This window comes from Bifidobacterium pseudolongum subsp. globosum, from assembly GCF_004155535.1.
Lineage (GTDB): Bacteria > Actinomycetota > Actinomycetes > Actinomycetales > Bifidobacteriaceae > Bifidobacterium > Bifidobacterium pseudolongum_C.
This window is the reverse complement of record NZ_RYUH01000017.1, coordinates 40837-59856: the sequence shown is the minus strand read 5'-3', so window position 1 is coordinate 59856 and position 19020 is coordinate 40837. Positions and strand designations below refer to the sequence as shown.

Genomic DNA, 19020 nt, shown 5'->3' with positions numbered 1-19020 from the left:
GCGCCCGTCACCCGATGGGCGCGGGGATATTCTAATACCGGTGCGTGTTGCATGACTTCCACCAGTGCCATCCTGACGTTCGTCATCCGGCAGTGCTTGCTGCATGATTTTCCTCGGTACTGCTTAGAGGTTTCTCATTCGACAGTGCGTATCGCATGACTATCCTCGAAGAGGTGCAGAGGTTGGTCATACTCGGCAACATCCCGCATTGCTGCCGCGTGGGGTCGCAGACGGTTGTCATGCCTAGGGGCCTTGGATATGACTTTTGTCAGTACCATTCTGACGTTCGTCATCCGGCGGTGCTTGCTGCATGACTTTCCTCGGTACTGCCTAGAGTTTTGTCATCCGCCGGTGCGTATTGCATGACTTCCGTGCATGCGTGTCCCATGTGGTTGATGCGAATTCCGCGTAACGAGGCTATAGACGGGAGGGTGGGGGAGCTCCTCGGCGCGATCTCTGCCGCAACGGCACACCCGCAGCGCAACCACCACGTCGCGCCCCATATGCCGGATATTTTGATGCCGGTGCGTGTTGTTCCATACCGTTGTTTTACACTTGGAACGACCTGTGTAAGTACGGGCGCCCGCGCACATCGGCCCGGGCGCGCCTAAAGACCCCATGTCCGGGCTATGAACGAAGGAGCAGTTATGGTGCAGGACGACGAAAAGACGATCGAACAGCTCAATGAAGAGGCGGACATCGCCGCAGACTACCTCGAGGGACTGCTCGACGTGGCCGATTACGAAGGCGACATCGAGATGGGCGTGCGCAACAACCGCCCGATGGTGCAGATCGTGGCCGACGACGACACCGACATCAAGCACCTGATCGGGCGCAATGGCGAAGTGGTCGACGCGCTCCAGCAGCTGTGCCGCCTGGCGGTGCAGCAGCAGACCGGCGAACGCTCGCACCTGATCGTGGATGTGGACGGCTTTTTGAAGCGCCGCCGCCAGATCCTGCGCGACATGGCGCTCGACGCGGTCGACGATGTGCGCGAGACCGGTGAACCGGTGGACCTGAAGCCGATGAACTCGTTCGAGCGCAAGATCATCCACGATGTGGTGCGCGACGAGGGCCTGCGCTCGCGTTCGCACGGCGAGGAGCCGAAGCGCTACGTGACCGTCTACCTCAAGCACGAGGCCGTGGACGACGACGAATTCGAGGACGACGAGGAGTATGTCGTCGAGGACTGACGGCTTGGCCGTATGCGCATCAAGGCGCCCCGGTACCGCGGTACCGGGGCGCCTTGTGCATGGGGCACTCGAAGGCGAACAGATCTTCGAACTTGCAGTCGAGCGCGATGCACAGCAGCAGCGCAAGCTTTGCCGTGGGGTTGTATTGGGTGTTTTCGATCGAGTTGATCGTCTGGCGCGAGACGCCGACCATCTGTGCGAGCTCTTTCTGCGAAAGGTGGCGTGCGGTGCGTAGTTCGCGCAGGTGGTTGATGAGTACGAGCTGTGAGTTCATGGCCGCCTCCATCAGTGGAAGATCGAGGCGGGGGAGTGCATACCCAGCATCGCGAGTACGGAGAATGCGATCAGGGCGATGCCCCCGGCGATCCACGCCGTTCTGAACGATTGATAGCGAATCGCCTGCGCGCGTTCGTCGTCGCGCTTGCGGCCCTTGAATGACGTCGTGTCCTGGTTCTGCTGGGCTGCCTTGAGGGTCTCTTCCTTGGTCTTCATGCTAATCGCCTCCAAACGGAAATGCCAAGTGAACTTGACCCTTTGAGTGTGGGCCGTCTGTGCGGTTGTGTCAAGTCGAGTTGACTTTGGCGTGTCAAGATGGCTTGACATGCGCGGCGTTGCGCACTCAAGGCCGGCTCGCGGTAGGATGGTGCGTTATGAGTGTTGAGATCCATACCGACGGGCAGCTCGCCAATTCGCCTGTGCTGCAGGCCGTGTTCGGCGAGGCGCTGCCGAAAATCGAGGTGTTTCACGGGAAACTGCAGGCCGAAGGCGAGGAGCGTGGTTTGATCGGCCCGCGTGACGTGGACATCCTCTGGGAGCGCCATCTGCTCAATTCCGCCGCGATCGTGCCGTTTGTGGCGGAAAAGACCGAAGGGCGCCAATTCAAGACCGTGGCCGACCTGGGCAGCGGTGGGGGATTCCCGGGGCTTGTGATCGCCGCGATGCTGCCTGACCGTATGGTCACCCTGATCGAACCGATGGAGCGGCGCATAGAATGGCTCAACGAATGTGTGGACGCCATGGGGCTGGCCAACGTGAAGGTCGTGCGTGGCCGCGCCGAAGAGGCGATCGCCTCGCTGCGCGTGCACAACGGCCAGGGCCGTGGAAAAGTGGCGGTGACCGATGGCATGTACCAGTCGGTCACGCACCCGTTCGCCGTAGTGACATGCCGCGCAGTGGCGCCGATGACGAAGCTCGCCGGATGGGCGTTGCCGCTCGTGGAGCCGAAGGGTGCGCTTGTGGCGCTCAAAGGCCGTTCCGCGCAGGCCGAGATCGACAAGGCGAAGCCGATGATCAAGCGTTTCGGCGGCATCAAGCCGCGCGTGGTGACCGCGCCGGTTGCCGATGGCTTCGAATCGACGCAAGTGGTGATCGTCGATAAGCGCTGAGTGGAGCGCGAGTGGTGTGCATGGTGTGGATTCACATGAGTTATCCACAGGTTTTGTGTGGCTGAAAAAGTTATCCACAATCGGTGGAAGATGAAATCGAAATACCCGCAACCTATTGGAATCATTGCGGTTTCACTCACCGTGCAATATGCTGGCCACGCAGTATATCCACACATCATCCACAGTTATCCACATCCAATCCACAAGGGTGTGAAACCGTGAAACACCCCGTGAATCTGTCCATACGAGTGAAGAGACTGTAACGTATTGCGACTTAGAGGAGGTCCGTCTTCGTGACTCAGCAAGGGAACACCCCCGGCATGGAAAGCGCAACCGAAACCATCGCACGCATCTTCTCCGACGACCAGTCCGGCGTCGGCTCGGAGATCGCCGGGCTTTCGGCGCGCTACGAGCGCATCAACGAAGCCGTGTTCGACCCGCCGGCCCAGACGCGCCGCATCGCGGTGGCGAACCAGAAGGGCGGCGTGGGCAAGACGAGCACCGCGGTGAACGTGGCGGCGGCGCTGGCCCTCGCCGGCATGCGCGTACTCGTGGTGGACATGGATCCGCAAGGCAACGCCTCCACCGCGCTCGGCGCCAAGCACAACTCGGGCGACCCGTCCGTCTACGACGTGATCGAAGGTCGCGCCACGATCGCCGACGTGATGCAGACGTGCCCCGAATTCGAGACGTTGCAGGTGGTGCCGGCCTCGATCGACCTTTCCGGCGCCGACCTTGAGCTCGCCGACATGCCCGACCGCAACAACCTGATGCGCAACGCGCTCAACGCGTTCCTGGAGCAGACGCCCGTGCATTACGACTATGTGTTCGTCGACTGCCCGCCGAGCCTCGGCCTGCTCGTGATCAACGCGATGTGCGCGGTCAACGAGATGCTCATCCCTATCCAGGCGGAATACTACGCGCTCGAAGGCCTGGGCCAGCTCATCAACACGATCGGCCTCGTGCAGTCGAACTTCAACCCCGAACTGCTCGTCTCCACGATGCTCGTGACGATGTTCGACCGCCGTACGCTGCTCAGCCGCGAAGTGTACGAGGAAGTCAAAACGCACTACCCGAGCATCGTGCTCGACACGACGATCCCGCGCACGGTCAAGATCTCGGAGGCGCCGAGCTTCGGCCAGAGTGTGATCTCGTACGATCCGCGCGGCAAAGGCGCGGTCTCGTACCGCGAAGCCGCGTACGAACTCAACAGCCGGTCCACGGTGGTCCTGGAAACCCTTGCATCGAGGAGAAACGAGAACTGATTATGGCATCGAAATCACGTTTGGGCCGAGGGCTCGGTGCGCTGTTTCCGTCACTGCCGGGCGAAGAGCCGGCCAAGCCGGCCGCCGAAGCTGAGCCGGCGGTGCCCGCGCCACAGCCGGCGCGCAAGCGTGCGGCCGCCGCGCAGCCCACGCGCGCACGCAAGGCGCAGCCCGACGAAGCGGACAAGCCGGCAGGCCCGATCTCGCCCCTCGAATCGACGATTCCGTCGATGGGCGAGATGACGCGCCATGCGGAGACCGTCTCGAAGCTCGCGGCGCCGATGACGCTGCAGCCGGAAGCCGCCGAGCACAAGCCGGTGGCGCAGGCACCCGCCAAGCCGCAGGCCAAGGCACCGGCAGCCAAGTCCGCGAAGCGCGCCGCGATGCCGGCGATCGGCGACATGGCCCACCCAAGCGACATGTTCTTCGACGGCACGCCGATCGTGACGAAGGCCGACGCCAACGCGAAGCAGGCGGACGAGCCGCGGCTCAAGCCGGTCGAAGGCGGCTATCTTGTGGAACTCGAGACCGCGCAGATCGGGCCGAACCTGCACCAGCCGCGCACCGTGTTCAACGACGACGAGCTGCAGGAGCTCGCGGAGTCGATCAAGGAAGTCGGCGTGCTGCAGCCGATTGTGGTGCGCAAACGCCCGGTGGAGCAGATCCGCGCGGTGCACGCGCAGCCGCGGCAGGAGGGCGGCGACCGCTTCGCCGACCGCATGGACAGCGAATACGAGCTCATCATGGGCGAGCGCCGCTGGCGCGCATCGCAGCTCGCCGGCATGGAGACGATCCCAGCGATCGTCAAGACGACCGCGGACGATTACATGCTGCGCGACGCCCTGCTCGAGAACCTGCACCGCGTGGCGCTCAATCCGCTCGAAGAGGCGGCCGCATACCAGCAGATGATCGACGAGTTCGGCCTCACACAGATGCAGCTTGCGAAGTCGGTGTCGAAGTCACGCCCGCAGATCGCGAACACGCTGCGCCTGATGAACCTGCCGGCGAGCGTGCAGAAGCGCGTGGTGGCGGGGCAGATCTCCGCGGGTCATGCGCGCGCGCTGCTCGGCCTGCCCGATGACGCGGCCATGGAGAAGCTCGCCCAGCGCATTGTGGACGAGGGTCTCTCCGTGCGCAGCGTCGAGGAGATCGTCTCCATGCAGACGGCCGACCAGCCGAAGAAACCGAAGGCGAACAAGCACAATCCATGGGCGGGGTCGCCGATCCAGCTCAATCTGGAGAAGCGCTTCGACACCAAGGTCTCCATCAAGGGCTCCGAACAGCATGGGCGCATCGAGATCGTGTTCTCGTCGCCGGAGGAGATGGAACGCATCATCACACTCCTCGACCCGCAGTAAGCGGCGGCTGGAGGCATGCCTTGATGCATTCCGCGTGGTTGGCGCCGCCATACGTGTTCCTTTGGGCCCCACAGCTGTGCGCGCTTGCGTTCCTCGCGCTCATCGTGCGGTTCGACCGCCGCTCGCTGTGGTCAGGGTTCGCGCTGTTCGTGCTCATCATGACGGTCGGCGTGACCGCGGCGTGCCTCTTCGTCGACACGATGGACCTTGTGCCAAGCCAGTGGATCCGCACGGTGATGCTGTGGATTGGGCTGCTCGCGGCCGCCGTCATCGTCGCCTTCCCCGTGCTCTTGGGTGCGTTCCTGACCGCGGAGGGCTGCCGCCTGCTGCGCAGGGAGGGTGTGTCGCCCGCCAATTGCCTTTCGCTTGCGGCCGGCCTCTTTGTGCTGTTGGACCTGACGCTCATCCCGTATCTTGCGTCGCTCGTGCACAATGCGGCGGCCACGTGGCTGTTCGCGCTCGCGTCCGCGTGTGTGCTGTTCTTCTCCGCGCAGCTCGCGATTTATTGCCTGTCGGCGTTCGTCAATCTGGCGCATGTGGGCAAGCCGAGGGACTCAGACAGATCGTGGTGCTGGGCTCGGGCATCTTCGGGACGGCTGTGCCGCCGCTGCTGGGCAACCGCATCCGAAAAGGCATCCAGCTGCAGCATGACGCCCCGCACGCCGTGCTCATCCTTTCCGGCGGCCAAGGGCCCGGCGAAGACATCCCCGAAGGACGCGCGATGATGGCGTGGGCGCTGGAGCACGGGGCGGACCCGTCGCGGACGATCGCGGAAGAACGCTCGCGCAACACCGAGGAGAATCTCGCATACTCGGCACGGCTGTTCCCCGACCCCACCGGGAAGACGGCAATCGTCTCGACACGGTACCACGTGCTGCGCGCGCTGCTCATCTCCAAGCGGCTGCATATGGACGCCGTCGGCTACGGCTCGGCGGCCACATGGTATTTCTCACTCAACGCGATGCTGCGCGAGTTCATCGCGTTCGTCGTCATGACGCGCAAGCGGCAGGTGGTCGTGCTGTGTGTGCTGCTCACGCCGCTCTGGCTCACAGCGCTCGCCGGCATGGCCCAGTGGATCATGCCGGCGAGCTGAGCCACGGCGGTGGGTGTCCTACGCCTCCGCGGCCTCGACCACAAGCGACTCGAGGTACGCCTGCACGTCGAGCGCGGCTCGGCAGCCGGTGCCCGCGGCGCTGATCGCCTGCTGGTAGACCGGGTCGGCGCAGTCGCCGGCCGCGAACACGCCCGGTACATTGGTGTGCGTGGAGGCGCCTTCGACGACGACGTACCCGTGGTCGTCGAGTTCGACCGCGCCGCCAAGGAAGCCGGTCTGCGGCACCTGGCCGGCGGCGATGAACACGCCGTTCGCGGGCAGTTCGCCCGTCTCCCCGCTGACGACGTTGCGGATGCTCACCGAGGTGACGCCCTTGCCGTCGCCGTTGATGCGCTCCACCATGGTGTTCATCATCACGTCGATCGCCGGGTTCTCGAGCGTGCGGTCGACCATGATCCGCGAGGCGCGGAACTGGTCGCGCCGGTGCAGCAGCGTGACCGACGACCCGAAGCGGCTGAGGAATCCGGCCTCCTCCATCGCGGAGTCGCCGCCGCCGACCACGACGATCGGCTTGCCGCGGAAGAAGAAGCCGTCGCATGTGGCGCAGAACGAGACGCCCTTGCCGGAGTATTCCTCTTCGCCGGGCACATCGAGGTGCCGGTAGTACGAGCCGGTGGCGATGATCACGGCGCGCGCCTGGTAGACGTCGCCGCCCGAACAGGTGACCGTCTTGATCGTCTCGTCGAGCCGCGTGGATTCAACGTCGTCGAACACGATCTCGGCATTGAAGCGTTCGGCCTGGCGCTGCATGTTCTCCATGAGGTCGGGGCCCATGATGCCGTCGGGGAAGCCGGGGAAGTTCTCCACTTCGGTGGTGTTGACGAGCTGGCCGCCCGGGGTGAGCGCGCCCGCCACGACGAGCGGCTTGAGTCCTGCACGGCCCAGGTAGATGGCTGCGGTGTATCCGGCGGGGCCGGATCCGATGATGATGACGTCACGAATTTCACTCATGCTCCCAACAATAGGCCCGCCGGCCCGCTTGTTCCGCGGTTCCACTCACAGCTCATGCGCCGGGCCCCATGCCGCTCCCTATAATGTGGGTACGCCTGCACATACCGCGCGGCGGGAGGAGGAGCCATGGCGCATCGCACGACCCTGCGCGACATCGCGCACGAAGTGGGCGTTTCGGTCACCACCGTCTCGCTTGTGCTCAACAACCGGCTGGCGCGCGTCTCCGACGATACACGCGCGCAGATCATCGAAACCGCCAAACGGCTGCGGTATGTGCCCAACCAGAACGCGCGCAGCCTGCTCACCAAGCGCACGATGCTCATCGCGCTCATCGTGCCCGACATCGAGAACCTGTTCTTCGCCGCGCTCGCGCGCTGCCTCGAGGAATCGTGCCAGGCGGCCGGCTACGAGCTCGTCATCGCGAATTCGAACGACCGGCGCGCGGTGGAGCGCGACCTGCTGCAGCATGTGGTGGCGCGCGGCGTGGACGGCCTGTTCCTGATCCCCGCGCGCGAATCATACGCCGACGAGGTGGGCCTGCGCGAGGATGTGCGCCGTGTGCCGTGCCCGGTGACGCTGATTGACCGTCTGGTGTCCGCACAGTGGTGCGACGGCGCGGGGTTCGACAATGTGCTCGGCGGCGCCCTGGCCGCGCGCCGGCTGCTCGAGGCGGGGCATACGCGCATCGGGTGCATTTCGGGCGACGGGCGCGAAGGCAGCGCCAACCGCCGCCGGCGCGGGTTCGCCGACGTGCTCGAGCAGGCCGGCGTGCCGCTCGACCCCGAGCTCGACGTGGCCGGCGACTACCGTTTCGACGGCGGGTACGCCGCCACGGCCGCCATGGTGGGCAACGGCGCCACGGCGGTGTTCTGCTGCAACGACCTGATGGCGATGGGCCTGCTGCGCGGTCTGCGCGAACGCGGGCTCTCCGTGCCCGCGGACATGTCGGTGATTGGCTACGACAACATCATGGAACGCTTCGGCATGCAGATCGAGGTGACGACGGTCGAGCAGGATGTGGCGCAGCTTGCACGCGCCGCATGGGAGCTGCTCTCGGCGCGCATCGGGGCGCCCGGCGAAGGCCACCCGTGGCTCGGCGAGCCGCGCACGCGGGTGCTTGCGCCGCACCTTGTGGACAAAGGCAGCGTGCGCGACCTGCGCTGACCCTTGCAAGGCGTGTAGCGCATGGCTGTGCCGCCTGCGCGCGCAACACGCTGACAGCTGACGGATTTGACGGGCCCCGTGAAAGGGATATGATGAAGTTAATGCAGTGATAAAACGTTTTATCACTCCGACCGGCTCAGCCGGATCCACTTCAATGAGGAAGGGACGGACCCATGAAGAAGATGATTCTTGATCTGGACACTGGCGTCGATGATGCGCTTGCCATTTCGTACGCGCTTGGCAGTCCGGAAGTGGAACTCATTGGCATCACCGGCACCTACGGCAATGTGCTGATGGAGCAGGGCGTGCGCAACGCGCTCGCGATCACCGAACTGCTCGGCCACCCCGAAGTCAAGGTCTACCGCGGCCTTGACCACTCCAGCACCACGGATTCGTTCCAGGTGCTCGAGATCTCGAGCTTCATCCACGGCCAGAACGGCATCGGGGAGGCCATCATCGCCGACTCGACGCGCGAGGCGGAGAGCACCCCGGGCGTCGACTTCATCATCGACGCCGTGAAGACCTACGGCAAGGACCTCGTGTATGTGCCGACCGGCCCGCTGACGAACCTCGACGCTGCGATCGCCCGCGCCCCAGAAATCGTCGATGAGATCGGCCGCGTGGTACTGATGGGCGGCGCGCTCACCGTGCCCGGCAATGTGAACGCCTGGACCGAGGCGAACATCTCGCAGGACCCGGACGCCGCGAACCGCGTGTTCCGCTCGGGCATCCCGGCCACGATGGTCGGCCTCGACGTGACGCTGCAGACGCTGCTCACCTACAAGGAGACGCAGCGTTGGCGTGACCTGGGCACCCCGGCGGGCGCATTCCTGGCCGACATGACCGATTTCTACATCAAGGCCTACGAGACGACCGCCCCGCACTTGGGCGGCTGCGGCCTGCACGACCCGCTCGCCGTGGGCGTGGCCGTCGACCCGACGCTTGTGACCACGCTGCCGATCAACATGAAGGTGGACGTGGAAGGCCCCACCCGCGGCCGCACAATCGGTGACGAGACCCGCCTCAACGACCCCGTCAAGACGATGGACGCCGCCGTCGGCGTCGACGTGCCGCGCTTCCTCGACGAATTCATGACCCGCATCTCCACGTTGGCCGCCAACGCCGCCTGAAAGGACAGTACGATGACCACCGCAACCACCAAGGGTGCCATCGACCCGTATGCCGATCCGGGCACCGCGAGCCGCACCGCCGTCAAGGCGCTCATCATGCTGCTCATCACGTTCATCATGGGCACGTTGTGCCTGCAGGGGTTCAACCTCGTCTTCGTGCAGATCGGCGCCGACGTGGGCGCCGCCGACCAGGCGTCGTTGATCACCGCCATCCCGAGCATCGTGCTCGGCATCGTCTCGTTCATCTACGGGTCGCTCAGCGATTTCGTCTCACTGCGCCGCATGGTCGTGTTCGGGGTGCTCACGCTGTTCGTGGGTTCCGTCTTCGGCTTCGTGGCCTCGTACTTCATCGACGGCGGTCTGTGGGTCGTCATCATCGCCCGCATGCTGCAGACGATCGGCGGCCAGGTGGCCGGCTCGGTGTACCTCGTCATGGCCACCAAGTACCTCGCCACACACCTCAAGGTGATCTTCTTCGGCCTGTTCACCGCCGGATACCAGCTCTCCGCAGCCATCGGCGTGTTCGCCGCCGGCCTGCTCAGCTCGGTGGCGTGGCAGTACCTGTTCCTGATTCCCGCCGTATCGATCGTGTTCCTGCCGTTCCTGATGAAGTGGCTGCCCGGCCATGGCACGAGCGGCGACCGCATCGACTGGGTCGGTTTCACCGTCTTCGGCGTGGCCGTGGCGTTCCTGACGCTCTTCTTCTCGTACATGAGCTGGTGGATGCTCATCGTGGCCGCGGTGCTGTTCATCGCGTTCGGTGTCTACATCGCCAAGGCCCGCAACCCGTTCATCACCCCCGCGTTCTTCAAGAACGTGCGCTGGCTCCTCGCGATCAGCCTGATCCTGCTGTTCTACTTCACGAACTACTGCATCTCGCCGATCTTCAACGCGATCGGTGCTGACGTGTACGGCATGAGCACCGGCCAGGTCTCCGCGTACATCGTGTGGGCCTTCGTCGTGGCCACCGTCATGGGCACGAGCTCGGGCGCCATCGTCGGCCGCATCGGCCAGACCGCCTCGATCGTGGTCGCCGCGTGCCTCATGATCGCCGGGTTCGTCGGCTCCGCGTTCGCCGTCAACGCCGGATTCTGGGTGCTCACGCTGTGCGCATGCGTCTACTACGCCGGCTGCGGCCTCATGTATTCGCCGCTCGTGGCCACCGTGCTCGACACCCTGCCGGTCGACCAGTCCGGCCGTGGTGTGGGCATGAACGACCTCGTGATGAACGTGACCGCCTCGATCGGCATCGCCATCTTCGGTGGCCTCATGACCACGCAGGCGCTCGCCGGCTCGTCGTTCACCGGCGCCTCCGGCTCGTCCGCCGGCTACGCCAACCTGCTGCTCATCGGCGGCCTTGTGCTCGCCGCCGGCCTCGTGGTCTTCCTGCTGATCCGCCGCAAGGTCTACGCAGGCGAGACGAAGGCCGAAGAACACGAGCCAGGCCCGGTCGAAGCCTGACCCCATGGGCCCGCGCGGCACCCGTTGCCGGCGCGGGCCCACTCGTCTTCCGTACCATTGCACCTGTTCACCCGCCCACCGGAAAGGACGCGCACCACCATGGACACCACATCATTCCCCCTGCAACTACTGGAACACATGCACGGCACCGTTGCCGTGGTCGGCTCCATGAACGTGGATTACACGATCACCACCACGCGCCTGCCCGAACCCGGCGAGACGGTCGCCGGCGGCCCGCTCGAGCTGCTGCCCGGCGGCAAATCCGGCAACCAGGCCTCGGCCGCTGCGCTGCTCGGCGCCGACGTGCGCATGTTCGGCGCTGTCGGCTCGGACAGCAACGCCGACTTCCTGCTCGACCATCTGGCCGCAGCCGGCGTCGACACGTCGCATGTGCGGCACGTGGACGGCCCGAGCGGCCTGACCGTGATCACCGTCGACGCCTCCGCCGAAAACACAATCGTCTATTCCGCCGGCTCGAACGCGCAGGTGAGCGTGGACTACGTGGAATCGAAGATCGGCGAACTGACCGGCTCCGACGTGCTGGGCCTGTGCCTGGAAAGCCCGATCGAGACCGTGACGGCGTGCGCGCGCATGTGCCATGAGGCCGGCGTGCGCGTGCTGCTCAACGATTCGCCATTCACCGCCGACCTGCCCGCGGAGTTGATCGGGCACACCGATATTCTGCTCGTCAACGAGATCGAGATGGCGCAGCTGCTCGACCTGCAGGCGCCCGTGGACGACGACTGGTCCACGTTCGACTGGCCGCTCGCGCTCGAACGCCTTGAGGCGATCGGGATCCGGCAGGCCGTCGTGACGCTCGGCGCCGACGGTTCGGTCGTGCTCGACGCCACCGCCGACGAACATGTGACGCGTATCGCGCCGGTGCGCGTGGACGCCGTCGACACGACCGGCTGCGGCGACTCGTTCATGGGCACCGTGCTCGCCGGGCTCGCGTCCGGATGGTCGCTCGCGGCTTCGGCGCGCGCCGCCGCCTACGTCTCCGCCTATGCGGCCACCGGTCGCGGCGCGCAGGCCTCGTACGGCACGCCGGCGCAGATCCGTGCCAGGTTCGGGGCCTAGAAGGCCTGCACCGAATCGATGAACAGCTGGTTGCCGGGCAGGCTGTCCATCGGCACCCACATCACGATGTCCTGCGTGTCGACCGGCTTGGTGAACTTCACCTCGGTCGTGCCGCCGTCGGCGAACGTGAACTCGGCCACCTGTTCGCCGGCGGTCGGGTCGCCGGCCGTGTTGACACGCACATACCCCTTGCCCCCGGAGGAGCGGATCTTCACGACGATGCGCGAGACGTCCTCTTTCTTCTCGAGGTGCAGGTAGTAGCCGTAGCCCTGCTGGCCGTTGGGGCGGTCCAGGAAGGTCTGGCTCGCCACCGGGTAGGCCGTGGTGTTCTGCGGCTTTGGCGTCTGTGTCTTCGTCTCGGTGGGTTCGGGGGTCGTGTTGTTCTGCGGCGACTGGACGTCGTCGCCCTTGCGCTGGCCGAACGGCACGTCGTCGAGGTCCATGTTGGGCCAGTAGTTCTGTTGCTGGCGGTTGATGCCGAACAGCGAGCCGGTCGTGGCGATGCTGTGCACGGCGAAGCCGAGTGCCACGGCCACTGCCACAATGGCCACGATGATGGCCGCCTTCTTCGTCTTCGACGACTTGCGCTCCTCGAACGCCGCCTTGTCGGCGCTCGAAGGCTCATGGTTGTCCTGCGGGGCGAAGCTCGGCGGCAGCGCCGGCGCGCCCATCACATACGTGGCGTCGATGTCGGCGCGCTCCTGTTCGAGCGCGCGCTGCGAGGCCGACCCGTCGGGCACTTCGTTGCCCTGGTCGTCGATGATCGGGATGCGTCCGGTCGCGCCCACGCCGTCGGTCGGGTCCGCCGACCCGTCGCGCAGCTTCGACACATCGATCGGCACGGTCATGCGCTGCGGCTGCAGCGGCGGCTCCAGCGGGTTGTTCGGGTCGAACGCCGAGAACATCTCGGTGGCGTCTTCGGGCTGCAGTTCCGGGATCTGGCTCGAGGCGCCCGTGTAGTCCTCGCCTTCCATGAGCGCCTTGCTGTGGCTCCACAGCGCCTTGAGCGAGCCGGCGTTGAGCGCCTGCGTCTGCGCGCCGAGCTCCTCGTCCTCGATGTCCTCCTCGTCGTCCACATCCATATGCGCGAACGGGATCGTGGGCAGCGTCTGCGACGAAGCGAGCGATTCGGGGATCGGCAGGATGTCGGCGGGCAGCGCGGGGCTGATCATCGCGCGCACGATCGAGCACGCGCCCTCCACACCGGTCAGGCGCAGGTCGTGGCGCGTCAGCACCGGGAACTGCTTGACCGGCCCGAGCAGCATCTCGAGTTCGGCGAGTGTGACGAGCGGCACCGCGGGCGCGCCGTCTTCGGGCAGTTCGAGTCCGCGCTTGACGATGACGCGCAGTTCGGTCGGTGTGTCCGCAGGCAGCGCGTCGAGCGAGAACTGCGGGTTCATTGTGGACGGCGTGCGTGTGAGCATGCCGTACAGCACGCCCGCGAGCTGGCGGATCGCGCGGCGTGCGGGATTGTCGCCCGGCTGCGCGTTCGATGTGTCGGCGAGCGCCTCGCTCACCGGCGTATCGGCGAGCTGCACGCCGCTGCGCGTGAGGCGCACGGTGTCGGTCGACAGGGCGTGGTGCGTGAGGCTGTCCGCCTGCAGCGCCTTGATGGCGGCCGTGGCCTCGGCGATGATCGTGCGCATCGCCTCGTAGCTCAGCGGGCCGTGGCCGTGCATGTATTCGGTCAGGGAGACGCCAGCGTCGAGTTGCGTCAGCACCACGGCGATCTGGCCGTCGTGCTGCAGCTGGATGACGGGGGTGAACCGCGCGTCCTTCGACGAGGCGAGCGTGCCGGCGAGCGCGTTCGTGCTGTCGAGCACGGCCTTGTTGCTGACGATGAAGAGCTGGCAGTCGCGCGAGAGCACGCGGTCGTTGGCTTTCCATGCCTGCAGACCCGCCTCCTCACGCAACGGCGACACCAACGTGTACCTGTTGAGAACGGTATCTCCTAAGTGCGGCCTCATAGTTTCCCCTGATATGTATGGCATGGACGATGCTCCCGTCATTCTACCGGCCGCACTGGTCGTGCGCGGCGCTTCGCCGGCGCCGTTGCCGGTGAGCGCAATCGGTGCTTCGGCGAGTTCGCTCGGCACTGGCGGGTCGAGCTGTTCGAGTTCGTTGATCGGCTGGGGCAGCGGGATCACACGCGTCTCGTCGGGGTCGTCCACGCCGGCCGCGGCGGCGATCGGCGCGATGACGCGCGTGTCGTCCGGCTCCTCGGCCTGCGCGGGGCCGCCGGCAGGTGCGCGGTGCAGGCGGCGCCCCAGGGCGTCGACGATCTGCAGCAGTTCCTGCGAGCGCACGATCCACAGTGTGGCGATGTACGCGATGAGGATCAGCACGCCCAGCACCACGGCGGCGAGCACGTTGAACAGCCATGCGGCGATGCCCGATTGGCCGGGGTCGGTCACGTGCAGCCACGCGTAGATGGGGATGCGCGCGCCGAGGCCGACGACGACCGCCACCACGGTGGCGGCGATCGCCTTCACGTAGGTGGAGGCGATGCGTTTGCCGTCGAGCGATCCGCCGAAACGCCGGCGCAGCATGCGCACGAGCGGGATGAACGAGATCAGGTAGGCGGCGGACACGCACACGGCGATCATGCCGGCCCATTGCGTGGGCGGCAGCAGGCGTGTGCCGGTGAGGATCAGCCCGAGCTGCAGCATGTACATGATGAGCATGAACGTGAACGGCGAGCGGCCGTCTTCGAACGCGTAGAACGTGCGCTGGATGATCAGGTACGCGCTCGCGAGCGGCAGGCAGACGCTCAGGCCCATGAGCGGCCCGCACATGAGGATCGCTTGCGGCACGGCCACGGTCGGCAGCAGCGAGCGCGTGATCGCGAGCGGCATGACGATGAACGCGGCGGTGAAGAAGCACATGATTGTGCCCACGGTGCGCAGCGCGCGACTCAGGTCGTCGCGCGCGCCGGCCATGTCGCGGTTCGCGAGCGCCTGCGAGATCTGCGGGAAGATCGCCGTGGCCACCGAGACGGCGATCAGCGAATACGGCAGCATGTAGATCGTGTACGCGTTTTGGTAGGTGGCGTTGCCGGCCACGTCGAACTGGTTGAGGTGCATCGTGCGTTCGGCGAGCGAGGGCGCGCCCGTCAGCACGCGCGTCGTGATGATGTTGGCGATCTGGTCGATGACCACGATGCCGAGGCTCCATGCGGCGATCGGGCCCATCGTGCGCAGGCCGATGCCGCGCACGCCGAACTTCCAGTGGAAGCGGAACCCGAGTCTGAACAGCGGGATGAACAGGATGATCGCCTGGAACGCCACGCCAAGCGTCCATGCGCCCGCGGTCAGCGCGATCTTCGGCGTGGTCCACTGGCCCGCCGACGACTGCGCGTGGTTGCCGAAGATCACGATGAACGCGGTGAAGCCGATGCAGCTGATCACATTGGCGCCCACCGAGCTCCACGCGTAGGCGCCGAAGCGGTTCTTGACGGCCAGGATCTGCCCGAGCACGGTGTAGAGCCCGTAGAAGAAGATCTGCGGCGTGCACCACAGCGTGAACGCGCATGTGAGCGAGATCAGCTCGGGGCTGCCGTTCACGTACAGCCGTGTGATCCACGGGGTCAGCACGCCCATCAGCACGGTCACGGCGGCCAGCAGCGTCACGGCGAACGTGACGATCTTGTTGAGCTGCTCTTCGGCGTTGTCGGCCTTGAGCGTGCGCACGATGTGCGGCACGAGCACCGCGTTGAAGATGCCGCCCGACACAAGCGTGTAGATGACCTGTGGGATCATCGAGCCCGCCTGGTAGGCGTTGGCGGCCAGGCCGGTCGTGCCGATCGCCGCCGCGAGCAGGATCGTGCGGATCTGCCCGGTGATGCGCGACGCGGCGGTGCCCGACGCCATGATGAGCGAATTGCGGCCTACGGAAGAACTCATTCGTCAGGATCCTTCTTGCGGTGGAACTGGCGCCACAGGCCCAGCAACCCAAGCACGATCGCGAACGCGATGATCGCGATGCCGCTTTTGTCGCTCAGCTGCAGCGAACTGGTGATGGTGGTCTGCTGTACCGCGCCGAACGGCTGGTCGTGCCGGTCGAGCAGTTGTTCGCGCGCCACCGTGGTGCCGGACGTGGAGACACGCACGACGAACGACGTCTGGGCCTCGCTGTTGGGGGCCACTTCCACATCGCTCAACCGCGATGTGACGATCTCCATCGAATCGGTGAGTGACGAGACGCGCACACTGATCGGGTAGGGCAGTTTGTTGCTCACCGTGACGGGCATCGACGCCGTTTCGGAGACGACGTTGAGGCTGCCCGAAGGCACGAGCGTGATGCGGCTCAGCAGCGCGTCGGCGAAGCGTTGCGCGCCGTCCACCATCGCCGTGCGCGCTGAGGCATGCGGCGAGAGCGCGGGCAGTGCGAACGCGTCATGCGCCTGCAGCAGGTACTGCGCCCACGCGTCCGCGCTGAGTCGGGCACTGGCCTGAGCGGACGCGGATGGGGAAGCGGATGGCGGCGCCTGCGGGCTCGCCGTGCCGGACTCCTGCGCAGCAGCGGACGGGCTCGACCCATCGGCCGCCTGCGCGGACTGCCCGGCGACGAGGATCGACGTGTTGAACCGCTCGATGTCGTCGCGGCTGCGGGCCAGCGCGTTGAGCGCCTCAAGCGCGGTTGAGACGGCCGGCATCTGCTGGCCGACGTATTGGTTGATCAGGCCGGGCATCTGGCTGGGCTCGATTGCGGATTCGGCGGTCGCGAGCTCGTCGATCGAGGCGAGATGGACCCAGCTCGCGCTGTTGAGCGCGGTCATGAGCGAGGTGACGAACGTGCTGTTCGTGGATTCGTCAAGGCAGACCAGCAGTGACCGCGACTCGTACGGCTGTTCCATCTGGTAGAACGCGGACTGCGCGATCAGCCGCTGCAGACGCCCCGCATCGGTCTGCTCGGCGCTCGCCTGCGCGCTTGTGGGCTGTTGTTGCGCGAGCGCGGACAGCGTGGATTGCGCGGTCAGCACCGTCACCTCGCCGTGGTCGGTCGGTACGCGGTAGGTCTCCGTCGTGGCCGTCGCGTCGTCTTGCAGCGCGAAGTCACGCGTGGCCACAACGGTCTCGTAGCCTTGCGCACGCGCGGTGTTCAGCGCCTGCATCGTCCAGCTGCCCTCGCCCTGCCATGCGATCGCGCGCGTTTGGGCGCCTTCGTCGCCGAGGGCCGAGCGCAGCAGGTTGACGCCGGTCCCGGCGCGCCAACTCTGGTCGCTGATGCCGGCGCGCGTGTAGGCGCCCGCCTCCCCGACGCGCGCATACGTCGTCACGTCGAACATGCCCGGCTGGCTGATCGCCTGCACATGCGGCGTGCCGACCGCGCGCAACACGAGCGGGTCGCCCACAATCTGCAGGTGTTCGAAGCGCGCGGCCAGCTCGTCTTTCGCCTTCAGCGCGCGCACATCGTCGGCGCCGAGCGTCACCGCGTCGCTTGGGCGCACGCTGCCCGAGCCAGAGGAGAGCAGCCCGTCCGTCACGGCGGTGTTCGTCTTCCAGTCGTGCGACGTCAGCGGCATCGCCACGGTCAGGTTGATCGCGGGCGTGCGCTCGCCGTGCAGGCCCGTCTGGCTGCGCGTCAGGAACGTCTGCAGAGGGGTGGTGCCGGGCAGCGCGCCGCCGTCCTCGCCGATGAGCTCAAGCGTGAGCGGGCGTGGGCCCCATGCGGTCAGCGCCCGCAACTGCCCGGCGTCTGCGTGCAGTTCGCCGTGCACGGTGCGCTCGCCATCCGCCTCGACCGTGCCCACGTCGAGCGTGAGCAGTTCGTCCGGGGTGGGGATCATCGCGGTGCCTTCGGCCCACGCCTGCACGTCGGAGCGCGAGACGAAATTGTATTGGGCGTTCGTGCGCACGGCGAGACGCGCGTGCTCGATGGCGGCCGTACCGTGGTTCTCTATGGTGACGCGCACGGCGAATCCCGAAGAATCGGTGACGACGGGCGTGATTTCCTCGATCTGCAGCGCCACAGGGGAGGCGCTTGGCTGCGTGACGCCGTCGGTGGGCTCCTGCGCCCACGCGGGCGCGGCGCCGAGCGGCGCGAACAGCGTGAGCAGCACCGCGAGCAGCACCGCAATGGTGCACCCGACACCGCCGTAGATGCGTCCAGTGGTGTGCGGATGGTTCACGGTCAGCCCTGCCTGTTCAGTTTCCTTGCGTACAGCCATGCAATCTTACGCTCATTGGGGTAACTGAGCACGTCGTCGAGGTCGGCGAAGTCCACCCAGATGGCGTCTTCGGCCTCATGGTCGGGGTCGCCTTCCACCGTGAGCTCGCCGCCGATCTGCCGCAGAGCGAAGTGGTGCACGAGTTTGTGCACGCGCTGGCTGGTTCCAGTGAACCAATAGTCTATCGTGGCGATTGAATCGACCACCTCGCCCAGGATGCCCGTCTCCTCGTGCACTTCGCGTACGGCGGTCTGTTGCGGCGTCTCGCCCTTTTCGATGTGCCCCTTCGGCAGGCACCATTCCAAGTGGCCGCTGCGCGAATGGCGCGCGATGATCGCCACACGGCCGTGGTCGTCGAACACGAGGCCGCCAGCCGAGTATTCGCGCACCACGGGCAGTTCCTGCGCGTCGAGCGAGGCGAATGTGGTGGGGCGGTCGCTTGTGCGTCTGCGCGGCATCATCGCCGGCGTCGGCGTGGCGCTCGCGGCATCGGCCTGGGCGTGCGGGCCCGGCACGGCCGGCTTCGCGTGCGCGGCCGCCGCGGCCAGGCGCTCGCGCAACTGTGCGGGTGTGGGGATCGAATTGCCCAGGGATTCACCCTGAGGCAACCCTGCCGACTGCGAGGTGTACAGCAGTTCGTCCGGTTCGAGCGGATCGGCCTCGTTCGGGGTATGGTGAACCGCAGCGTTGGCATGCATGCGTGCAACGTCTGCGGGTGTAATCATGTACTCCACCTTACTCATGTTTTTA

Annotated in this window: 16 protein-coding genes; 10 read left to right on the top strand and 6 right to left on the bottom strand. The window is 66.1% G+C overall.

Annotated features, from left to right (window positions below; translation table 11 throughout):
• Positions 1-647: 647 nt before the first annotated feature.
• Positions 648-1193, top strand: a complete 546-nt coding sequence (locus PG2093B_RS08725; protein WP_101393481.1) for a protein jag — start codon at positions 648-650, stop codon at positions 1191-1193.
• A 19-nt stretch (positions 1194-1212) separates the two neighbouring features.
• Here the strand turns inward: PG2093B_RS08725 and PG2093B_RS08720 are convergent, their stop codons facing one another.
• Both PG2093B_RS08720 and PG2093B_RS08715 read right to left on the bottom strand, forming a co-directional pair.
• Entirely contained in the window at positions 1213-1467 is a 255-nt protein-coding gene (locus PG2093B_RS08720) for a helix-turn-helix transcriptional regulator (RefSeq protein WP_129898162.1), read from the bottom strand.
• 11 nt (positions 1468-1478) lie between these two features.
• Positions 1479-1685, bottom strand: a complete 207-nt coding sequence (locus PG2093B_RS08715; protein WP_129898161.1) for a hypothetical protein — start codon at positions 1683-1685, stop codon at positions 1479-1481.
• A gap of 158 nt (positions 1686-1843) precedes the next feature.
• On the opposite strand from PG2093B_RS08715, the gene rsmG reads away from it, so the two are divergent.
• The 5 genes from rsmG (at position 1844) to PG2093B_RS09080 (ending at position 6294) form a co-directional block, all read left to right on the top strand.
• On the top strand, positions 1844-2578 hold the full coding sequence (gene rsmG / locus PG2093B_RS08710) for a 16S rRNA (guanine(527)-N(7))-methyltransferase RsmG (protein WP_129898160.1): 735 nt from the start codon (positions 1844-1846) through the stop codon (positions 2576-2578).
• A gap of 320 nt (positions 2579-2898) precedes the next feature.
• Positions 2899-3843: a ParA family protein gene (locus PG2093B_RS08705; RefSeq protein WP_165369766.1), complete on the top strand. Its 945-nt coding sequence runs from the start codon at positions 2899-2901 to the stop codon at positions 3841-3843.
• A 2-nt stretch (positions 3844-3845) separates the two neighbouring features.
• Positions 3846-5201 (top strand): ParB/RepB/Spo0J family partition protein, encoded by a 1356-nt coding sequence (locus PG2093B_RS08700; protein ID WP_129898158.1) that lies wholly within the window; start codon positions 3846-3848, stop codon positions 5199-5201.
• Positions 5202-5221: 20 nt separating this feature from the next.
• Positions 5222-5926, top strand: coding sequence for a hypothetical protein (locus PG2093B_RS08695; protein WP_242502899.1), 705 nt, complete (start codon positions 5222-5224; stop codon positions 5924-5926).
• Positions 5809-6294, top strand: a complete 486-nt coding sequence (locus PG2093B_RS09080; RefSeq protein WP_242502902.1) for a YdcF family protein — start codon at positions 5809-5811, stop codon at positions 6292-6294. The genes PG2093B_RS08695 and PG2093B_RS09080 overlap by 118 nt, the downstream gene beginning before the upstream one ends.
• Positions 6295-6312: 18 nt before the next feature.
• Here PG2093B_RS09080 and trxB read toward each other — a convergent pair whose 3' ends face one another.
• Positions 6313-7266: a thioredoxin-disulfide reductase gene (gene trxB / locus PG2093B_RS08690; RefSeq protein WP_129898157.1), complete on the bottom strand. Its 954-nt coding sequence runs from the start codon at positions 7264-7266 to the stop codon at positions 6313-6315.
• A gap of 126 nt (positions 7267-7392) precedes the next feature.
• Between trxB and PG2093B_RS08685 the strand changes: the two genes are divergently transcribed.
• From PG2093B_RS08685 to PG2093B_RS08670, 4 genes are all read left to right on the top strand, one after another.
• On the top strand, positions 7393-8430 hold the full coding sequence (locus PG2093B_RS08685; RefSeq protein WP_129898156.1) for a LacI family DNA-binding transcriptional regulator: 1038 nt from the start codon (positions 7393-7395) through the stop codon (positions 8428-8430).
• Between the two features lie 173 nt (positions 8431-8603).
• Positions 8604-9560, top strand: a complete 957-nt coding sequence (locus PG2093B_RS08680; RefSeq protein WP_129898155.1) for a nucleoside hydrolase — start codon at positions 8604-8606, stop codon at positions 9558-9560.
• A gap of 12 nt (positions 9561-9572) precedes the next feature.
• Positions 9573-11021 carry an MFS transporter gene (locus PG2093B_RS08675; RefSeq protein ID WP_129898154.1) on the top strand — a complete coding sequence of 483 codons (1449 nt, stop codon included), beginning with the start codon at positions 9573-9575 and terminating at the stop codon, positions 11019-11021.
• 99 nt (positions 11022-11120) lie between these two features.
• Positions 11121-12101: a ribokinase gene (locus PG2093B_RS08670; protein ID WP_129898153.1), complete on the top strand. Its 981-nt coding sequence runs from the start codon at positions 11121-11123 to the stop codon at positions 12099-12101.
• On the opposite strand, the gene PG2093B_RS08665 is transcribed toward PG2093B_RS08670, so the two are convergent.
• The 3 genes from PG2093B_RS08665 to PG2093B_RS08655 are packed head-to-tail and all read right to left on the bottom strand — an operon-like array spanning position 12098 to position 18995.
• Positions 12098-16003, bottom strand: coding sequence for a murein biosynthesis integral membrane protein MurJ (locus PG2093B_RS08665; protein ID WP_129898152.1), 3906 nt, complete (start codon positions 16001-16003; stop codon positions 12098-12100). The genes PG2093B_RS08670 and PG2093B_RS08665 overlap by 4 nt on opposite strands.
• On the bottom strand, positions 16000-18270 hold the full coding sequence (locus PG2093B_RS08660; RefSeq protein ID WP_129898151.1) for a DUF6049 family protein: 2271 nt from the start codon (positions 18268-18270) through the stop codon (positions 16000-16002). The genes PG2093B_RS08665 and PG2093B_RS08660 overlap by 4 nt, the downstream gene beginning before the upstream one ends.
• Positions 18234-18995, bottom strand: coding sequence for an NUDIX hydrolase (locus PG2093B_RS08655; RefSeq protein WP_026647870.1), 762 nt, complete (start codon positions 18993-18995; stop codon positions 18234-18236). The genes PG2093B_RS08660 and PG2093B_RS08655 overlap by 37 nt, the downstream gene beginning before the upstream one ends.
• Positions 18996-19020: the final 25 nt, after the last annotated feature.

Bases quoted from the DNA above. Each gene is read 5' to 3' on its own strand.
- PG2093B_RS08700 (WP_129898158.1), top strand. From the start codon at position 3,846: ATGGCATCGAAATCACGTTTGGGCCGAGGGCTCGGTGCGCTGTTTCCG.
- PG2093B_RS08665 (WP_129898152.1), bottom strand. From the start codon at position 16,003: ATGAGTTCTTCCGTAGGCCGCAATTCGCTCATCATGGCGTCGGGCACC.
- PG2093B_RS08705 (WP_165369766.1), top strand. From the start codon at position 2,899: ATGGAAAGCGCAACCGAAACCATCGCACGCATCTTCTCCGACGACCAG.
- PG2093B_RS08680 (WP_129898155.1), top strand. From the start codon at position 8,604: ATGAAGAAGATGATTCTTGATCTGGACACTGGCGTCGATGATGCGCTT.
- PG2093B_RS08655 (WP_026647870.1), bottom strand. From the start codon at position 18,995: ATGATTACACCCGCAGACGTTGCACGCATGCATGCCAACGCTGCGGTT.
- trxB (WP_129898157.1), bottom strand. From the start codon at position 7,266: ATGAGTGAAATTCGTGACGTCATCATCATCGGATCCGGCCCCGCCGGA.
- PG2093B_RS08715 (WP_129898161.1), bottom strand. From the start codon at position 1,685: ATGAAGACCAAGGAAGAGACCCTCAAGGCAGCCCAGCAGAACCAGGAC.
- PG2093B_RS08670 (WP_129898153.1), top strand. From the start codon at position 11,121: ATGGACACCACATCATTCCCCCTGCAACTACTGGAACACATGCACGGC.
- PG2093B_RS08720 (WP_129898162.1), bottom strand. From the start codon at position 1,467: ATGAACTCACAGCTCGTACTCATCAACCACCTGCGCGAACTACGCACC.
- PG2093B_RS08660 (WP_129898151.1), bottom strand. From the start codon at position 18,270: ATGGCTGTACGCAAGGAAACTGAACAGGCAGGGCTGACCGTGAACCAT.
- PG2093B_RS08675 (WP_129898154.1), top strand. From the start codon at position 9,573: ATGACCACCGCAACCACCAAGGGTGCCATCGACCCGTATGCCGATCCG.
- PG2093B_RS08725 (WP_101393481.1), top strand. From the start codon at position 648: ATGGTGCAGGACGACGAAAAGACGATCGAACAGCTCAATGAAGAGGCG.
- rsmG (WP_129898160.1), top strand. From the start codon at position 1,844: ATGAGTGTTGAGATCCATACCGACGGGCAGCTCGCCAATTCGCCTGTG.
- PG2093B_RS08685 (WP_129898156.1), top strand. From the start codon at position 7,393: ATGGCGCATCGCACGACCCTGCGCGACATCGCGCACGAAGTGGGCGTT.